The 16566-nt window shown below is 65.4% G+C and carries 17 protein-coding genes; 11 read left to right on the top strand and 6 right to left on the bottom strand.

Annotated features, from left to right (window positions below; genetic code table 11):
- Nucleotides 1-87 precede the first annotated feature (87 nt).
- Both PE058_RS21670 and PE058_RS21665 read right to left on the bottom strand, forming a co-directional pair.
- Entirely contained in the window at nt 88-1008 is a 921-nt protein-coding gene (locus PE058_RS21670; RefSeq protein ID WP_271029496.1) for an NAD(P)/FAD-dependent oxidoreductase, read from the bottom strand.
- A complete protein-coding gene (locus PE058_RS21665) occupies nt 1001-1459 on the bottom strand; it encodes an Rrf2 family transcriptional regulator (RefSeq protein ID WP_271029495.1) in 459 nt (152 codons plus the stop codon). Before PE058_RS21665 ends, PE058_RS21670 begins: the two co-directional genes overlap by 8 nt.
- 162 nt (nt 1460-1621) lie before the next feature.
- Between PE058_RS21665 and PE058_RS21660 the strand changes: the two genes are divergently transcribed.
- The 3 genes from PE058_RS21660 to prfH are packed head-to-tail and all read left to right on the top strand — an operon-like array spanning nt 1622 to nt 3531.
- On the top strand, nt 1622-1744 hold the full coding sequence (locus PE058_RS21660) for a hypothetical protein (protein WP_271029494.1): 123 nt from the start codon (nt 1622-1624) through the stop codon (nt 1742-1744).
- Nucleotides 1713-2885 (top strand): RNA ligase RtcB family protein, encoded by a 1173-nt coding sequence (locus tag PE058_RS21655; protein ID WP_271029493.1) that lies wholly within the window; start codon nt 1713-1715, stop codon nt 2883-2885. Before PE058_RS21660 ends, PE058_RS21655 begins: the two co-directional genes overlap by 32 nt.
- Nucleotides 2875-3531: a peptide chain release factor H gene (prfH, locus tag PE058_RS21650; protein ID WP_271029492.1), complete on the top strand. Its 657-nt coding sequence runs from the start codon at nt 2875-2877 to the stop codon at nt 3529-3531. Before PE058_RS21655 ends, prfH begins: the two co-directional genes overlap by 11 nt.
- Before the next feature lie 71 nt (nt 3532-3602).
- On the opposite strand, the gene PE058_RS21645 is transcribed toward prfH, so the two are convergent.
- Nucleotides 3603-4316 carry a peroxiredoxin family protein gene (locus PE058_RS21645; protein ID WP_020087982.1) on the bottom strand — a complete coding sequence of 238 codons (714 nt, stop codon included), beginning with the start codon at nt 4314-4316 and terminating at the stop codon, nt 3603-3605.
- A gap of 286 nt (nt 4317-4602) precedes the next feature.
- Here PE058_RS21645 and PE058_RS21640 point away from each other — a divergent pair, with 286 nt between their 5' ends.
- Together PE058_RS21640 and PE058_RS21635 are read left to right on the top strand one after the other, a co-directional pair.
- Entirely contained in the window at nt 4603-5418 is an 816-nt protein-coding gene (locus PE058_RS21640) for a pentapeptide repeat-containing protein (protein ID WP_271029491.1), read from the top strand.
- Nucleotides 5419-5537: 119 nt separating this feature from the next.
- Nucleotides 5538-6788 (top strand): FAD-dependent oxidoreductase, encoded by a 1251-nt coding sequence (locus PE058_RS21635; protein WP_271029490.1) that lies wholly within the window; start codon nt 5538-5540, stop codon nt 6786-6788.
- Between the two features lie 15 nt (nt 6789-6803).
- Here PE058_RS21635 and PE058_RS21630 read toward each other — a convergent pair whose 3' ends face one another.
- From PE058_RS21630 to PE058_RS21620, 3 genes are all read right to left on the bottom strand, one after another.
- Nucleotides 6804-7199 (bottom strand): hypothetical protein, encoded by a 396-nt coding sequence (locus PE058_RS21630; protein ID WP_271029489.1) that lies wholly within the window; start codon nt 7197-7199, stop codon nt 6804-6806.
- A gap of 283 nt (nt 7200-7482) precedes the next feature.
- Nucleotides 7483-9291 carry a phosphoenolpyruvate carboxykinase (GTP) gene (locus tag PE058_RS21625; protein ID WP_020087978.1) on the bottom strand — a complete coding sequence of 603 codons (1809 nt, stop codon included), beginning with the start codon at nt 9289-9291 and terminating at the stop codon, nt 7483-7485.
- A gap of 118 nt (nt 9292-9409) precedes the next feature.
- Complete coding sequence (locus PE058_RS21620; RefSeq protein WP_020087977.1) at nt 9410-10177, bottom strand: HugZ family pyridoxamine 5'-phosphate oxidase; 768 nt, start codon at nt 10175-10177, stop codon at nt 9410-9412.
- Between the two features lie 149 nt (nt 10178-10326).
- Between PE058_RS21620 and PE058_RS21615 the strand changes: the two genes are divergently transcribed.
- The 6 genes from PE058_RS21615 to ahcY all read left to right on the top strand — a co-directional run bounded on the left by PE058_RS21615 (nt 10327) and on the right by ahcY (nt 16412).
- A complete protein-coding gene (locus tag PE058_RS21615) occupies nt 10327-11034 on the top strand; it encodes a response regulator transcription factor (protein ID WP_020087976.1) in 708 nt (235 codons plus the stop codon).
- Nucleotides 11035-11142: 108 nt separating this feature from the next.
- On the top strand, nt 11143-13065 hold the full coding sequence (locus tag PE058_RS21610; RefSeq protein WP_020087975.1) for a stimulus-sensing domain-containing protein: 1923 nt from the start codon (nt 11143-11145) through the stop codon (nt 13063-13065).
- On the top strand, nt 13040-13519 hold the full coding sequence (locus PE058_RS21605) for an HPr kinase/phosphorylase (RefSeq protein WP_020087974.1): 480 nt from the start codon (nt 13040-13042) through the stop codon (nt 13517-13519). The genes PE058_RS21610 and PE058_RS21605 overlap by 26 nt, the downstream gene beginning before the upstream one ends.
- Before the next feature lie 196 nt (nt 13520-13715).
- Nucleotides 13716-14120: a PTS sugar transporter subunit IIA gene (locus PE058_RS21600; protein WP_020087973.1), complete on the top strand. Its 405-nt coding sequence runs from the start codon at nt 13716-13718 to the stop codon at nt 14118-14120.
- Nucleotides 14121-14139: 19 nt separating this feature from the next.
- Nucleotides 14140-14445: an HPr family phosphocarrier protein gene (locus PE058_RS21595; protein WP_271029488.1), complete on the top strand. Its 306-nt coding sequence runs from the start codon at nt 14140-14142 to the stop codon at nt 14443-14445.
- Nucleotides 14446-15005: 560 nt separating this feature from the next.
- The gene (gene ahcY / locus PE058_RS21590) at nt 15006-16412 is read left to right on the top strand and encodes an adenosylhomocysteinase (RefSeq protein WP_271029487.1); all 1407 of its coding nucleotides are present in this window, start codon (nt 15006-15008) and stop codon (nt 16410-16412) included.
- The last annotated feature ends 154 nt before the right edge of the window (nt 16413-16566 follow it).

Genomic DNA, 16566 nt, shown 5'->3' with positions numbered 1-16566 from the left:
TGACGGAGACTTTCCGCCGATTCGGGTGGCGGGCTGAAGGCGGCAAGCTCCCGAGAACGGGGTTGATGCACAACTTGAAGCAGCCGCTCAGGCTGCGGTGGCCGTCGGGAACACGAGCGACTGATGTACGCTGGCACCGGCCATCACGCCGTCCGCCGAGGCCAGCGTCGCATTGTGCATGGCGCGCGTGATGTCTCCGGCCGCGAAGACGCCCGGAACGCTCGTGCGTTTGGTGGCATCGGTGGTGAGGATCGGGCCGAACGGGCCGTCCTCGATGGCGCATCCCAGTCGATGCGCGATGTCGCTCTGGAAGCTGGTGCGAGGCGCCACGTAGAGCGCGGAAACCGGCACCAGCCGCCCATCCGCGAGCCGGACGCCGTCGAGACGTGGCGCCTCCCCTTCGAGCGCGGTGACGGGCGCAGGCTCGATGGTGACGCGTCGTTGAGCGAGGCTCGCGAGCGTCTCGCTGTCCGGCATCGCCCCGCCATTGAGAAAGAACGTCGTCGGCCCCCATTCGGGAATGAGTTGGGCCTGATGCGTCGAAAGCGGCATCACGCTCAGCACGCCGAGCGGCTGGCCCAGGAATTCGAAGCCATGACAGTAGGGGCAATGGATCACCGTCTTACCCCAGCGGTCCTGGACACCCGGTATGTCCGGCAACGTGTCGGCGAGCCCGAACGCGAGCACGAGCCTGCGCGAATGCAGCCGCCGCCCGTCGGCCAGCGTCACCGCGAAGCCGGTCTCTTCGGCTGCGGCAGTCACCGCTGCGCCGTCGACGAAGCGCACGCTCGGATAGGCAGCGACCTTGGCCCGCGCTGTCGCCAGCATCTCGGCGGGTGCCATTCCGTCCTGCCCGAAGAAGCCGTGCGAGGCAGCGGCGAAGCGGTTGCGCGGCGTGCCGGTGTCGATCACGCACACAGCCCGGTTCGCGCGCGCAAGCTGCATCGCGGCGGAAAGCCCCGCGAAGCTGCCGCCGACGATGATCGCGTCGCAGCGGTTCTTATCCATGAGCATGCTCCTTGTGAGTCCGGCCGTGTTTGCGGAGGCGGCGGTTGAAGTCCTTGGAAAGATCGGCCAGCGTCACCGAGGCAAGCTTGGCCTGGAACAGCGCCTCCACCTCGCGGAACGTGGTGTCGAGCGCCTGGTTCACCGCCTGCTCGACAAGGCATTGGGGATTGTCGCTGCGGTGGCCGAGCGCGACGAGAGGCGGCTCGCCGACCGCCTTGTAGATGTCGGCGAGCGTCACGGCCGCCGGATCGCACACCACGGTCCAGCCACCGCCGTGGCCCTTTGCCGAGGCGACGAAGCCCTGCTCGCGCAGCCCCGCCATCACGCGGCGGACGACCACGGGATTGGTCTCCATCATCTTCGCGAGCTGCTCGGATGTGGCAGGCCCCTTCGTGAAGAGCATGTGCAGGAGGACGTGGAGAACGCCCGAGAGTTTGCTGTCGTGTTTCATGTAACTAAATATGTTACATGATGGTGGAAATTGCAAGTGCATGTCCCGTGGATGTGCCGCAGGAAACAGCCGTTCACGCCTCTTTGAGCGAGAAGCGGCTTGTTTTCGGCGCAATTCGCAGCTATCAGCGCCGCCCATACGAATTGCCGAAAGGAGACCTCCATGCGCCGAGCCACCAACGAGACGCTGACAGCAGCCGTCCGCGGTGGCGTCATCGCGGGCATGGATACCTTCTATCTCCTGAGCAACTGCCATGGGCAATTCACTCACGGACGCGACGCCTAGCGCGCCGAGCAACGTCCGGCTTTTCACCTCAGACAAATCCTGGATCGAGGGCGCGGCCCTCGAGCAACTGAACACCACGGCACGCCTTCCGGGCATGGTGCTGGCGGCTGGCTTTCCGGATCTCCATCCCGGAAAGGGCATCGCCGTCGGCGCCGCGTTCGTTTCGCGTGGCGTGGTCTATCCGGCTCTCGCCGGCAACGACATCGGCTGCGGCATGAGCTTTTGGGCGCTGGACATTCCGGCCCGCAAGCTCAAGCTCGACCGGCTGGAGCGCAAGATCACGGGGCTCGAAACGCCCTGGGATGGCGATCTTACCCCCTGGCGAGACAAGTTTGGCATCGCGCCGTCTCTCGCGGATGCGGGGCTCGGCACCATTGGCGGCGGCAACCACTTTGCCGAGCTGCAGGTGGCGGAAGAGGTCCGCGATGCGGAGGCATTCGCGGCGCTGGGGCTCGACAAGGCCTGCGCGGCTCTCCTAATCCACTCGGGCAGCCGCGCCCTCGGCCAGGACATCTTTCGCGAGCTGCTGGAGCGTCACGGCGCCAACCCGCTCGGGGAGGACAGCGAGGCGGCTGCTCATTATCTCGCGCGGCATGACCACGCCATGCGCTTTGCCCGCGCCAACCGCGCGCTCATCGCGCACCGGTTCGCGGACGAGCTGGGCGCTGGCCTCCGGTGCATCTCGGACGTCGCCCACAACATGGTGACGCGCGAGGACCTCGCGGGCGCTCCGGCTTGGTTCCATCGCAAGGGGGCGGCGTCCACGCGTGAGGCGCCGGAGCACGGCGCGCTCATGATCCCGGGATCGCGCGGCACGCCGAGCTATCTTGTGCGGGCGCTCGCGGGCGAAGGCGAGAAGGCAGCCTGGTCTCTCGCTCACGGGGCCGGGCGGCGCTGGCAGCGTGGCTACGCCAAGTCGCGTCTCTCGCACAAGTACCGCGTGGAGGACCTTGCACGCACGGAGCTCGGCGGCCGCGTGATCTGCGAGGCTCGCGAGCTGCTCTATGACGAGGCGCCCCAAGCCTACAAGGATATCGCCCAGGTGATCGCCGATTTGGAGGCGGCCGGTCTCGTCACCACCGTCGCCGTCTACCGGCCGGTGCTCACCTACAAGGTGCGGAGGGCGCGCGATGAGGACTGACAGCAAGGAGCACGAGCACATCTGGCTTCAGGTCACGTCGGGGCGCGGCCCCGCCGAATGCCAGCTCGCCGTCGCCAGGCTGGCGGATGTGCTGGAGAAGGAGGCCAGCAAGCAGGGGCTCGCCTGCGTGCTGCTCGACATCGTCGAAGGCCGCGAGCGCGGAACGGCGCTGTCTGCGCTGCTCTCGCTCGAAGGGGAGGGTGCCCGCGCCTTCGCCCATCGTTCGCGCGGCAGCGTGCTTTGGATCTGCCCGTCGCCTCTCCGTCCAGGGCACAAGCGCAAGAACTGGTTCGTCGGCGTGGAGGTTCTCGCGCCGCCGGACGCAGGGGCAACGGCGCTTCGGACGGCGGACGTGGCGTTCGAGGCGATGCGCGCCTCTGGCCCCGGCGGCCAGCACGTCAACAAGACCGAAAGCGCGGTGCGGGCCACGCACCGCCCCACCGGGCTTGTCGCAACGGCGCGCGAGGAGCGCTCTCAGGCCATGAACAAGAAGCTCGCACTCGCGCGTCTCGCGGGGCTTCTGGCGGAGGGTGCCAACGCTGCGAAGGCGGACGCCGAGCGCGACCGCTGGGCCCAGCACGATGCCCTGGAGCGCGGCCGTCCCGTTCGCACCTTCGAAGGCCCATCCTTCAAGGAGCGGAAGTAGGCACATCCCTTCTCCTCATCGAAGCCGGTGGGGAGAAGGGAGCCTGGGTCAGTGAGTGCGAGTGCCGGAGTTCAGTGATTGTGTCCGCAGCCGCAGCCGCCCTGGGCGTGCTGATGGTCGTGGTCATGATCGTGCGCGTGGCCCTGGCCGCCGCAGCAGCCGCCGCCCTCGTGCGAATGGGCATGATGGTCGTGCCCATGATCATGGGAATGATCGTGCCCGCATCCGCATCCGCCGGCGTGATGGTGCGCGTTGGGGTCGACCAGCGTCGCGGCCAGCCGGCGCTCGATCGCGATCGATTGCTCGCGCGGCGCGTCGCGTGCCTCAATGGCGAGCGCCATCACCTCCGCGCCGAGACGCAGATCGTCCACCTGGCCCAGGTAGTGGCGGCGCAGACGGCCCTGACGGTCGAACACGAGCACGGTCGGCGTACCCTGGATCTCGTAGGCTTCCATCGTCTTCGGCAGGCTTTTGCCGTTGGTCTTGTCGAGCGCGATGGCGAACGGAAGCTCGTGCTCTTCCACGAATTTCTCGAGCGCTGCCTTGTTCTGCTTTTCGGTCTCTTCGAACGGGGTGTTGAGGCCGATCACCACCACCTCGTCGGGGCTGAATGCACCTGCGATGCGGGCAGCCTGCGGCAGGCCATGCTTCACGCTGCCGGGACAATGCTGCTGGAACGCCGCCACCACGACGACCTTGCCCTTTTGCTCCTTGAGCTTGAGGGGCGCCTCGGTGTTGAGCCAATGGGCTGTTTCAAGCTCGGGCGGGCTTTCGGGGTCGAACATCGACGGCAATCCTCTCTCGAAATTTGTGCGTTCATGTAGGCTGGCTGGCGCCACCATAGCCGGAAATGGGTCGAGACGTCAGTGGGGGACCGGTCGCCGCTTGAGGAATACGCCCCTGGTTGGCCCAACCACTTGAGCAAACTCAAGTTCCTTGCGTGCGGCCAATGCGGCGGCCCCGGTTGCCTTGCGGCCCGCGCCCGCCCGCGCGCTGCCGCGTGACCCGATCGTCGAAATGGATCATAGTGAGCATCTGGCTCAGACAAGACTCTTGCCAAAGGGAGCGAGCATGTTTGGGAAGGCCGCCTGTTTAAGCCTGATCGCGGGAGCGGTCCTGCTGACCACGTCTATAGGCGTGCCCCAGCTTCGCGCTCAGAGCATGATCGACATGGTCGATCTCTCCTCGCCCCAGTTCACTCAGGCCGAGATGACCCGCGCCGACATCGAGGCCGCCCTCGCCAGCCTGCCCGAGGGCGAGACGTTGAACCTCTTCGGCAAGGCCCTGAACAAGCTCGACCTCTCGGGCATGGATCTGCGCCGCGTGAATTTTCAGGCCGCGCGCCTGATGGGGGCGACCCTCGCGAAGGCGAACCTGGAGGGCGTGAACCTCGATTCGGTCTGGGCGCTCAATTCCGATTGGACCGGCGCCAATCTCAAGGGCGCGAGCCTGTTCGGAACCCAGCTCATCGGCGCAAAGCTCGATGGGGCGGATCTGACCGGCGCCCGCGTGGCGGGTGACTTCTCGAAGGCCAGCATGAAAGGCGCCAGGCTCGACGGCGCCGATCTCTCGGCCGACGAGAAGAACCAGTCCATGGGCCTCATGCGCGGCACCTTCAAGGGAACGAACCTCGAAGGCGCGTCCCTGCGGAATGCCAACCTACGCCGCGCGTTGATCGAGTTCACCGACCTCAACGGCGCCGATCTCACGGGCGCCTCCCTGGCGGGTAGCGAGCTCGGCGGAACCGACTTCACGGGCGCCAACGTGGACGGCGCTGATTTCGATGGGGCGGATGTGAACAACGCCCGCATCGGCGCGATGGCGAACGCTGGCAAGGCCAAGAACCTGGATCGGGCCAAGAACCTCGACCGCGCCTTCCGTAACTGAGCGATCGTCCAGAGCGCCGGGGCCCCTTTAACGGGCTGTTAGCCATCCCGCCAGGAACAGCGGCGCGCAACGCAATCCTTAACTCGCACTTAGCGCAACGCCACAGACAATCCCGGCCGATGAAGTCCGGTGCAATCCAGGATGTCTCCGGTCTGGAGTGGGTGATGCGCGAGTTCGAGGTCGCAATCGTCGGCGCGGGTTTGGCGGGGTCGATCGCCGCCACGATGTTGGCGCGCGCCGGCCATTCCGTGGCGATCGTCGACCCGAACGAGACCTATCCGGACGAGTTCCGCTGCGAGAAGATCGACTTCGACCAGATCGACATCCTGAATAAGGCTGGCATCGGCTCCGCGGTCCTAGCCGCAGCCACCCACGATAGAACCGCCTGGGTTTCGCGCCTCGGCCATCTGGTCGAGAAGCGCCCGAGCGACCAGCTCGGCATCGACTACGGACGCCTCGTCAACACGATCCGCACGGAGATTCCGCCGGAGGTCACCTTCATTCGCGGCAAGGTCACCGCCGTCGCCAACGGACCCGAGACGCAAAAGGTGACGCTCGCCTCGGGCGAGATCCTCACCGCCCGGCTCGTGATCATGGCTAGCGGCTTGAACAACAGCCTGCGCCAATCCCTCGGCATGGAGCGCTGCGACTTCAAGCCGTGCTATTCCATTACCTTCGGCTTTGACCTGGAGCCGGCGGAGGGAGGCAGTTTCCCGTTCCGCGCGCTGACGTACTACGGCGAGCATCCCCGTTCCCGCGTCTCCTACATCACGCTGTTTCCCATCGGCACGCGTTTGCGGGCGAACTTCTTCGTCTACCGTGACCTCGACGATCCGTGGCTGCGCGAGTTCCGCGCCGCGCCCGAGGCCATGCTGAAGGCCACCATGCCCCGCCTCGAGCGCCTCGCGGGACCGTTCCGCGTGGCAGGCCCGGTGAAGGTTCGCCCCATCGACTTCTACGGCACGAGCAACTATCGCCAGCCGGGCGTGGTGCTGATCGGCGATGCCTTCGGCACGGCCTGCCCCGCGACCGGAACCGGCGCGCGCAAGGCGATGATCGACGTCGAGCGCTTGTGCAACGGCTATGTCTCCACCTGGCTCGCAACGCCCGGCATGGGCGTCGAGAAGATCGCCGACTTCTACGACGATGCCGCGAAAGTCCGCTCCGATCGCAAATCCCGCGCGCTCGCCGCCAGCGCCAAGGGCATGGCGACGGACACCGGGATATACTGGTGGGCGCGCCGCTGGGCGTCCGTGGCCCTGGGATTGGCCCGCTGGGCACGCAACATTGCCCGTGAGACGTGGCAGAGCGCGCTGCAGAGCTTCCACGCCGCGCAAGCGCCCGCCGGCTCCCCCAAGCCGCGCGCCTGAGCGCTTCCCGCGCTCTTACACGAGCTCGGCCGCCGGCCAGATCTGGAACACGCCGTTGCCTGTGCTGCTCATGGCCTCCACCACGGCCATGTTGTCGAAGCCCGTGAGGCGCACCTGCATGGTCTGCAAAAGCGCATGTTCCCCGTCGGCACCCATCGGGATGGTGAGAAAGCTTCGATTGTCCCGGTCGGAGAGAACCCAGAAAAGGTCGATCTCGAATGGTCCGAGGTCGGTGGTGAGCACCGTGACGCTCGCCACGTCCGCCCAGGCAAGCGTCGAGACCTCGGCACCGTCGCGGACTGTGATGGTCTTGTCGTCGTGGGTGACGCGAACGGGGCTCGTCGTCGCGGGGCGGCGTCGAGGGGCGACCTCATGGCGTCGCAGGAACAGCCTCGAAAGCCAGTTCAGCATCGCGATTGTCCCATGACCCAGCCTCTCGGAGCCCGGCCCGCTATTCGCCCTCCACTCTCGTGAGTATCGAGCCGCGGCTCGCCTCGACAGCCGGAGGAAAGGTCGTCAGTACACTTGATTTATAGCGCGTGTGAGGACGCTTTTTGATCCTTCTCAAATCGATAGACCACGATTCACGCGGGAGATCGATAGCCGATGCGTCGCGTTGCGGTAGCGAGCGAAACAAAGCGCGGCAAACCCCGGGCTTGCACCCGAGGCGCGCTGCTGGAGCACGGTGTCGTGATTAGCCGAGGCGTTGCTCGAGCGCGGCGAGCTCGTCCGAGAGGCCGCGCGGAAGCTTGCTTCCGAAGGTGGCGAAATGCTCCCCGATCGAGGGAAGCTCCGCCTTCCAGCCGTCGCGGTCCACTTTGAGCAGCTCCGCCATCGCCTCGGGCGTGACTTTGAGGCCCTGAACGTCGAGCGCGCCTTCCGCGGGCAGTTTGCCGATCGGCGTTTCCACGGCGTCCGCCGTACCCTCGCACCGCTCGAAGATCCATTTGAGGATGCGGCTGTTCTCGCCGTAGCCGGGCCACAGGAACTTGCCTTCGGCGCTCTTCCGGAACCAGTTCACGTAGAAGATTTTCGGCATCTTGCTTCCGCCCTTCTCGCCCATGTCGAGCCAGTGCTGGAAGTAGTCGCCCATGTGGTAGCCGCAGAACGGCAGCATCGCCATCGGGTCGCGGCGAAGCTCGCCGACCGTGCCGGCGGCAGCCGCTGTTTTCTCAGATGCCATAATGGAGCCGAGGAACGTGCCGTGTTGCCAGGAGAGCGCTTCGGAGACGAGCGGCACCACCGTTGCGCGCCGTCCACCGAACAGGATGGCGTCGATCGGCACGCCCTCGGGGTCGTCCCATTCCTTGGCGATCACGGGGCACTGGGCGGCAGGCGCTGTGAAGCGCGCGTTGGGATGAGCCGCCGTGCGGCCCGCGCTGGGGGACCAGGAGCGGCGCAGCCAGTCGGTGAGGTGCGCAGGGGGCTGGCCGCCCATCTGCTCCCAATAGATGTCGTTGTCGTCCGTCAGGCCGACGTTGGTGAAGATGCAATTGGCGTCCAGCGTGCGCATCGCATTGAGGTTGCTCTCGTTGGATGTGCCGGGAGCGACGCCGAAGAAGCCGGTCTCGGGATTGATGGCCCGGAGCCGCCCGTCCTTGCCGAACTTCATCCAGCAGATGTCGTCGCCGATCGTCTCGGCCTTCCAGCCCGGAATGGTCGGGATGAGCATGGCGAGGTTGGTCTTGCCGCAGGCAGACGGGAAGGCGGCCGCGACGAACTTCGAGCGCCCGTCCGGATTGGTGAGCTTCAGGATGAGCATGTGCTCGGCCATCCAGCCCTCGTCGCGCGCCTGGGCGGAGGCGATGCGAAGAGCATGGCATTTCTTTCCGAGAAGCGCGTTTCCGCCATAGCCGGAGCCGAACGACCAGATCTCGCGGGTCTCCGGGAAGTGGCAGATGTACTTGGTCGTATTGCAGGGCCAGGGCTCGTCGGCCCAGGTCTGCTTCTTGAGCGGAACGCCGACCGTATGCAGGCCGCGCACGAAATCGGTGCTGGAGCCGAGCGCGCCAAGCACGGCATCTCCCACGCGCGTCATGATGTGCATGTTCGCGACCGCATAGGCGCTGTCGGTCACCATGATCCCGATGCGGGCGATGGGCGAGCCCACGGGCCCCATCGAATAGGGAACCACATACATGGCCCGGCCCACCATGGCGCCGTCGAACAGGCCCTGGAGCGTGGCCTTCATTTCTGCCGGGTCCGCCCAGTTGTTGGTCGGGCCTGCGTCGTCCTTGGAGAGCGAGCAGATGAAAGTCTGGTCCTCGACCCGCGCGACGTCGGCAGGATCCGAGCGCACGATGACGGAGTTGGGTCTCTTTTCTGGATTGAGCCACTGCGCGGTGCCCGTCGCCACCATCGCGTGGAGGAGCTGCTGGTATTCGGCCTTGCTGCCGTTGCACCAGACGACGCGCTCGGGTTTGAACAGCGATCTCGCTTGGTCCACAAAGGCCAGAACCGCAGGATTTTGGGTTGCGGGTTTGACCGGTGGCATCGCGTTCATGAATAGCCCTCCGCGCGCGCAGCTCCGAAGAGCTTGCACAATCACTGAAAAAATAGGGTCTTGCTGCGGGTGCTAACTAGCACCCGCCATATTACCCCTTCAAGCGTGCGGTGGGTACTTATGCCTTCGACTTTCGGTCACGCGCCAAGGCTGCGAGACGCACGAATTCCTGCCGTGCCCCGTCTGGCGTTTCGACTTTAGTGGAAAATGGAAGCCTCAACGCTGATCCATCGCAGACAATGTCGAAGCCGCCGGGATCCACGCCCGTAAGCCGCCAGGGGCCGCTCGGCGCGCCGGCAAGCTCCGTTGCATAGAGCTCGACCGCCGCGGCGTGATCCTCGTTCATATGCGAGACGATGTCGGCGTGGGCGGCGATGAGGGGCTCGGCCCCCTTCGTATCCACGAGAATGTCATCCGGCTTGAGGTCGACGATGCGGCCGAAGCCGCCGATGAAATGCGCGCGCTCGGGGACCAGCTCGTAGAACGCGAAGTCCGGGAAATCGGCATAGGCCCGGGCATGGTCCTGGCGGGCCAGGAAGCGCTCCCGCGCCGAGGCGCGCTGCGTCTTGACCGCCCGCCCCATGACCGTCACGCGGCCCCCGGCAAGGGGGTCTCCGCTGGCGTCCGTGCCGTCGAACAGGAGGCTCGCCCGGCTATCGGACAGGAGATTTTTCGTGTGGAGAGCGAGGGTTGAGATGAAGAACAGCGGCGTACCGTCCACATCGGTTGCGATTGTCACCAGCGAGGCGTAAGGATGGCCCGTCGACGTCTCGAGAGTGGCGAGCGAAGCCTTGAGGGCGCAGCGCATCAGGACGCGCGTGGCCTCGCCTGGAGAAATCTGTGCGGCAGTTTGCTGCTGAGGGATGCCGGGGTTGGGAGCTGCCATTAGGATCTCACTTGGTTTGTTTCAGGGCCCAGGGGCCGTTCAGACTGGGTTCAGACGTCGGCACGTAGGAAGGTTCCTGCCACAATTGATCCACCTTGGGACCATAAAGCGCCATCTACGGTTTAGGGTGCCGCGAGGATAATCGGGACATGAAAGAGAAAAGCACGATTGCGCTGGTCGATGACGAGCGGAACATTCTGACCTCGCTTGGTATGGCGCTCGAGGCTGAAGGTTACAAGGTTCGGACCTATAGCGACGGAGCTTCCGCATTGGAGGCCCTCACTGAAGATCCTGCCGATCTCGGCATCTTCGACATCAAGATGCCCCGCATGGACGGGATGGAGCTTCTGCGCCGCGTCCGCCAGCAATCGGATATGCCCGTCATCTTCCTGACCTCGAAGGACGAGGAGATTGACGAGCTGTTCGGCCTGAAAATGGGCGCGGACGACTACATCGCCAAACCCTTCTCGCAGCGCCTCATCGTCGAGCGCGTGCGGGCGATTCTCCGCCGCCTTCAGCCGAAGGATGGCCAGGCCCCGGAGCCGACCGTCGCCCACATCCTGGAGCGCGGCAAGCTGAAGCTCGATCCGGAGCGCCACACCTGCCATTGGGACAACCGCCCCGTCACGCTCACCGTCACCGAGTTCCTGATCCTTCAGGCGCTCGCCCACCGCCCGGGCGTGGTGAAGACGCGCGACGCGCTGATGGACGCGGCTTACGATGATCAGGTCTACGTCGATGACCGCACGATCGACAGCCATATCAAGCGGTTGCGCAAGAAATTCAAGCAAGTCGACGACGATTTCGACGTCATCGAGACGCTTTATGGCGTAGGCTACCGCTTCAAGGAAGCGTAGCCTGGCCGGACCGCCCGAAGTGTCCGGATGCGCGTCCGGACGGGCGAGGGCTACAGGAAAAGTGGTGAACCGGGCTGATCGAGACATTCGGTCGGCAATGGAGGGTTTATGGCGCTCGAGACCGAGCGAACGCCGGCTGATGTTACCGGGCCCGAGGCCATGGTAGCCGGCGTGCGCCGGTGGATGACGTCGCTGGCTGCGCGGTCCCGCTACTTCCTGCGCAGAAAGCCCGCGCCTCCCGAGTCTCAGGCAGCCGCGACCGGGTTCGGCCGCTGGTGGCGCGCATTCCCGGTCGTACGGTTCGTCAGCGGAAGCCTTCTGCGGCGCATCCTGGTCGCCAGTCTCGCCGGTCTTGTCGTGATGATCGGCGGCATCCTTTATTTCAGCGAGAACAATGCCTGGCTGATCGACGCTAAGCGCGAGTCGCTGCGCGTTCAGGGCGAGATCATCGCTGCCGCCATCGCGGGCGATGCCCGTGTCGAGACCGGCCGCCTGATCATCCATACCGATAGCCTGCCCTCGAACGAGAAGGCCGCTCCCCCGGACGACGTGGCTTTCACCGCGCACGAGCTGTCCATCCGGCCGGAGCGCGTGGCGCCCATTCTGCGCCGTCTCATTCAGCCGACCACGCGCCGCGCCCGCGTCTACAGCCGCGACGGAACGCTGGTGATGGACTCGGCCACGCTGCTGAAGCGCGGCCAGCTTTCGCGCCACGAGCCGAAGGTGAGCGGCGACAGCAAGACCCGCACCAAGAACTTCTGGACTCGCCTCAAGTCCTGGATGCTCATGAATGAGGATCTGCCGGTTTACCGGGAGATCGGCAACGCCAACGGCACCTCCTATCCCGAGGTGAGGATGGCGCTGCAAGGCACCGCGACCGCCATGCTTCTGCTCAACGAGAAGGGCGAGCAGATCGTCTCGACCGCCGTACCGATCCAGCGCGCGTCTGTTGTGCAGGGCGTGCTGCTGATGTCGACGCCACCGGGCGAGATCGACCAGATCCTGTCCGACCAGCGTGACCAGATCTGGCTCCTGGCTGCCTTTGCGATCCTCGCGACGCTGCTGAGCGCATTGATGCTGGCCCGAACCGTTGCAGGCCCGATCCGCCGTCTCTCCGCCGCGGCCGAGCTCGTGAGCCGCAACATCAGCGCGCGCCACGAGCTGCCGGACTTCGCCCAACGCACCGACGAGGTCGGCCAGATGGCCTCAGCCTTCTCGGCCATGACCGCCGCTCTCTATCGGCGCGTGGAGGCGAGCGAAAGCTTCGCAGCCGACGTCGCGCACGAATTGAAGAACCCGCTGACCGCCGCGCGCTCGATGGCGGAATCCCTCGCCTACGCCAAGACCGAGGATCAGCGTAAGGAGGTCGTGAAGCAGATCCAGAACGAGCTGAAGCGGCTCAATCGTCTCATCACCGACGTCTCCAACGCCTCCCGCCTCGATGCGGAGCTGGCCCGCCAGCAGATGGGTCCCCTGGACGCGACCAGCGTGGTCGCCAGCGTCACCCAGATCTTCCGCGATATCCTGTCCGGCGATACGCGCCGCGTGGAGACCACCATCGTCCCCGCGCCCTTCGACGGCGCTTTCCTCGTCAACGGCCATGCGGGCCGGCTCGGTCAGGTGCTGACCAATCTTGTCGACAACGCCATCTCCTTCTCGCCCGAAGGAAAGGCCGTTTCCGTGCATGTCAGCCGTGTCGACGGCATGGTGGAGCTTTCCGTCGAGGACGAAGGTCCCGGTATTCCCGACGACCGCCTGGAGATCATCTTCGACCGCTTCTACACGGACCGCCCCGACACCGAGGCGACCCGTGGCAAGAACTCGGGCCTCGGCCTCTCGATCTCACGTGAGATCATCCGCGCCCACGGCGGCGAGATCTACGCGGAGAATGTGAAGGGTGACGGCAAGAAGCGTGGCGGGCGTTTCGTCGTGCGGCTTCCGGGACTTCTGAGCTCGGCCCGCGCTGGCGTCACGAGCGGCCGGCGTGCGGGAGCGGATCGGTATCATGAGCCAATCCGAGAGCGCGGCTGATCTCGTCCACGCGACGGCGGTGGCCTTGGGCGGCAAGGCTGCGCTGATCCGCGGCCCGTCGGGATCCGGAAAATCGGACCTCGCCCTGCGCGCCATCGCGACGCCCCGGCTCGCGCATCTCACCCACCGTGTCGAGCTTCTCTCCGACGATCAGGTGCGTCTGGTCTCTACCCCGGGCGGTATCGAGGTCACCCCGCCACCCACGATTGCCGGTAAAATCGAGGTTCGGGGCCTCGGCATCGTGCAGCTTCCGTATTGCCCTTCGGCGTTGCTGGCGCTGGTCGTGGATCTCGTCCCCGCGGCCGAGGTCCCTCGCTATCCGCTGGAGGAGAGGCGGGAGACCTTTTTCGGCCTGTCTGTGCCCGTCGTGCGCCTCGCGGCGTTCGAACCCTCTGCTCCTCTCAAGCTGGTTCTGGCTCTCGATGCGGCCCCGGCGATATTAACTCCCCCGTGAGTGTGAGCAGGAAACCCCTTGCTTTGCCCGCGAACCCCTGTAAGTCTCCGGCCCGCCGTACAAGACGGGGCGGCGGCTGCCGCAAGCATCATGACACCACGGAGATTGTCGTGACGCCAAGGAGACTTAGGGGACGCCCCCGACATCGGGCCAGCGCTCGGCATATGCGAACTCGAAACAATTTCGGCACAGCTCGATGATCGGACTCGTGATCGTCACCCATGGTGGCTTGGCAGTCGAATTCCGGGCGGCACTCGAACACATCGTCGGGCCTCAAACCCAGCTCGAGACCATCTCGATCGGTCCCGAGGACGACATGGAAGCGCGCCGCAGCGAGATCCTGGAAGCGGTCCGCCGCACGGAAACCGGGTCCGGCGTCATCATCCTCACCGACATGTTCGGAGGCACCCCGTCCAACCTTGCCATCTCCGTCATGGACGAGGCCAAGGTGGAGATCATTGCCGGCATCAATCTGCCGATCCTGGTGAAGCTTGCCGGGCTGCGCGAGGAGGTGCCGCTGGACGAGGCGGTAACTCTGGCCCGCGAAGCAGGGCGCAAGTACATTAAGGTCGCCAGTCAGGAATTGTCGGGCGAGCAATAGAGTGTGACGGGACGCGCGAATGCCCGAGATCCGAGACAGCAAGCGTCCCGAGGCCGTCGTTACGGTCGTGAATCGCAAGGGTTTGCACGCCCGTGCGTCCGCCAAGTTCGTGAAACTCGCCGAGAGCTATGAAGCGGCTGTCACCGTCACGCGCGACGGACAGACCGTGGGCGGCACATCCATCATGGGCCTCATGATGCTCGCCGCTGGCCCCGGCTCGACGCTGTACATCACCGCCGAGGGTGCGGAAGGCCCCGAAGCGCTGGAAGCCCTCGTCAATCTGGTGGAAACCGGCTTCGGCGAGGAGCTGGCCGAGGAAGACTGAGCCTCGCGTGTCTGATCCATCGGGGGGCGGCCCGCTGGGCGTGGCGCTGCTGTTGATCTTTCTCGATCACCTGCCCCGCTGGGCGCGCCGTCGTTCTCACTTTGAAACTCCTGTGCCGTGACGCTCGGCCCTTCTCGAAGGAAGAGAAGGCCGGTGAGTTTTTCCAACTCCGTTTCCTCGGGTCGGCATCGCAACCCGCCTGCCGCCAATGCGGCACGCGTGTCTGGACCCCGGCCGTCCCTGCGAAGCATGGCGTCACCACGACGTCGGGGTGACGGGTGAAGGGGAGGCAATCCGGTGCAACAAATTCCAACGTCATCCCGGCGAAGGCCGGGATCCAGACACGCCAGAATTGAAACGCGCAAGGCGCTGCACCCGGTGGGCTAAAACCGGCCCTTTGCCGAAATCCCCGGCCGGTCCCCTCTAAGGCATCCCGTCGCGGGGACATAAGGACTTGTTTATATCTTATTGCGAGGAGCGGACGGCGCGGCTATAGGAGGGCGGACTTTCGGCCCGATGAGCCATTGGTCTCTCGGGAAACGCTCGAAAAAGGGACCCCCATGACCGCCTCCAAGGACTACATCGTCAAGGACATCTCGCTCGCAGCCTTCGGCCGCAAGGAGATCGAGCTTGCGGAAACGGAAATGCCGGGCCTGATGGCGATCCGCGCCGAGTACGGCCCCAAGCAGCCGCTCAAGGGCGCGCGCATCGCGGGCTCGCTCCACATGACCATCCAGACCGCGGTTCTGATCGAGACGCTGAAGGCCCTCGGCGCCGACGTGCGCTGGGTCTCCTGCAACATCTTCTCGACGCAGGACCACGCCGCGGCCGCCATCGCGGCGGCCGGCACGCCGGTGTTCGCCTACAAGGGCGAGACGCTGGTCGAGTACTGGGACTACACCGCCCGCCTCTTCGACTGGCACGGCGGTGGGGTTCCCAACATGATCCTCGATGACGGCGGCGATGCCACCATGCTCGTCCACCACGGCCTGCGCGCCGAGAACGGCGACACCGCCTTCCTCGACAAGCCGGGCTCCGAGGAGGAAGAGATCTTCTTCGCCCTCATCAAGCGCCTGCTCAAGGAGAAGCCCTCGGGCTGGTTCGCTCACGTGGCGACCTCCATCCGCGGCGTGTCCGAGGAGACCACCACCGGCGTTCACCGCCTCTACAAGCTCGCTGAGCAGAACCAGCTCCTGTTCCCGGCCATCAACGTCAACGACAGCGTCACCAAGTCGAAGTTCGACAATCTCTACGGCTGCCGCGAATCTCTCGTCGATGCCATCCGCCGCGCAACCGACGTGATGCTCGCCGGTAAGGTTGCTTTCGTCGCGGGCTTCGGCGACGTCGGCAAGGGCTCGGCCGCTTCGCTCCGCCAGGCCGGCGCGCGCGTCATCGTCTCCGAGGTCGATCCGATCTGCGCTCTGCAGGCATCGATGGAAGGCTACGAGGTCGCGACCATCGAGGACGTGTTCAGCCGCGCCGACATCTACGTCACGGCCACCGGCAACAAGGACATCATCACCGTCGAGCACATGCGGCAGATGAAGGATCGCGCCATCGTCTGCAACATCGGCCACTTCGACAACGAGATCCAGGTTGCGGGCCTCAAGAACTTCAAGTGGACCAACATCAAGCCGCAGGTGGACGAGATCGAGTTCCCCTCGGGCAACCGCATCATCCTGTTGTCTGAAGGCCGCCTCGTGAACCTCGGCAACGCCATGGGGCATCCGTCGTTCGTCATGTCGTCGTCGTTCTCGAACCAGACGCTGGCGCAGATCGACCTGTGGGCCAACCCCGGCAAGTACGAGAAGAAGGTCTACACGCTGCCGAAGGTGCTGGACGAGAAGGTCGCCGCCCTCCACCTCGAGAAGCTCGGCGTGAAGCTCACCAAGCTGCGTCCTGAGCAGGCGGACTACATCGGCGTGCCGGTCGAAGGCCCCTACAAGGCGGATCACTATCGCTACTGATCGCACAAGCGATCCGACAACGAACGAAACCCGCGGGCGCTGCCGCTCGCGGGTTTTTCTTTTTTGTGATGCAGCGAATCATGCGGAGGGCATAGCCGCGTCCCGCAACGGCTCTTTTGGCCGCCACGCTGTGCCCTGGATGGGCTGGCATCGG

Origin of the sequence: Hyphomicrobium sp. DMF-1, assembly GCF_027886585.1 — a bacterium.
Taxonomy (GTDB): Bacteria; Pseudomonadota; Alphaproteobacteria; order Rhizobiales; family Hyphomicrobiaceae; genus Hyphomicrobium_C; species Hyphomicrobium_C zavarzinii.
The sequence above is the reverse complement of the archived record's forward strand: the minus strand, read 5'-3'. Positions and strand labels throughout refer to the sequence as shown.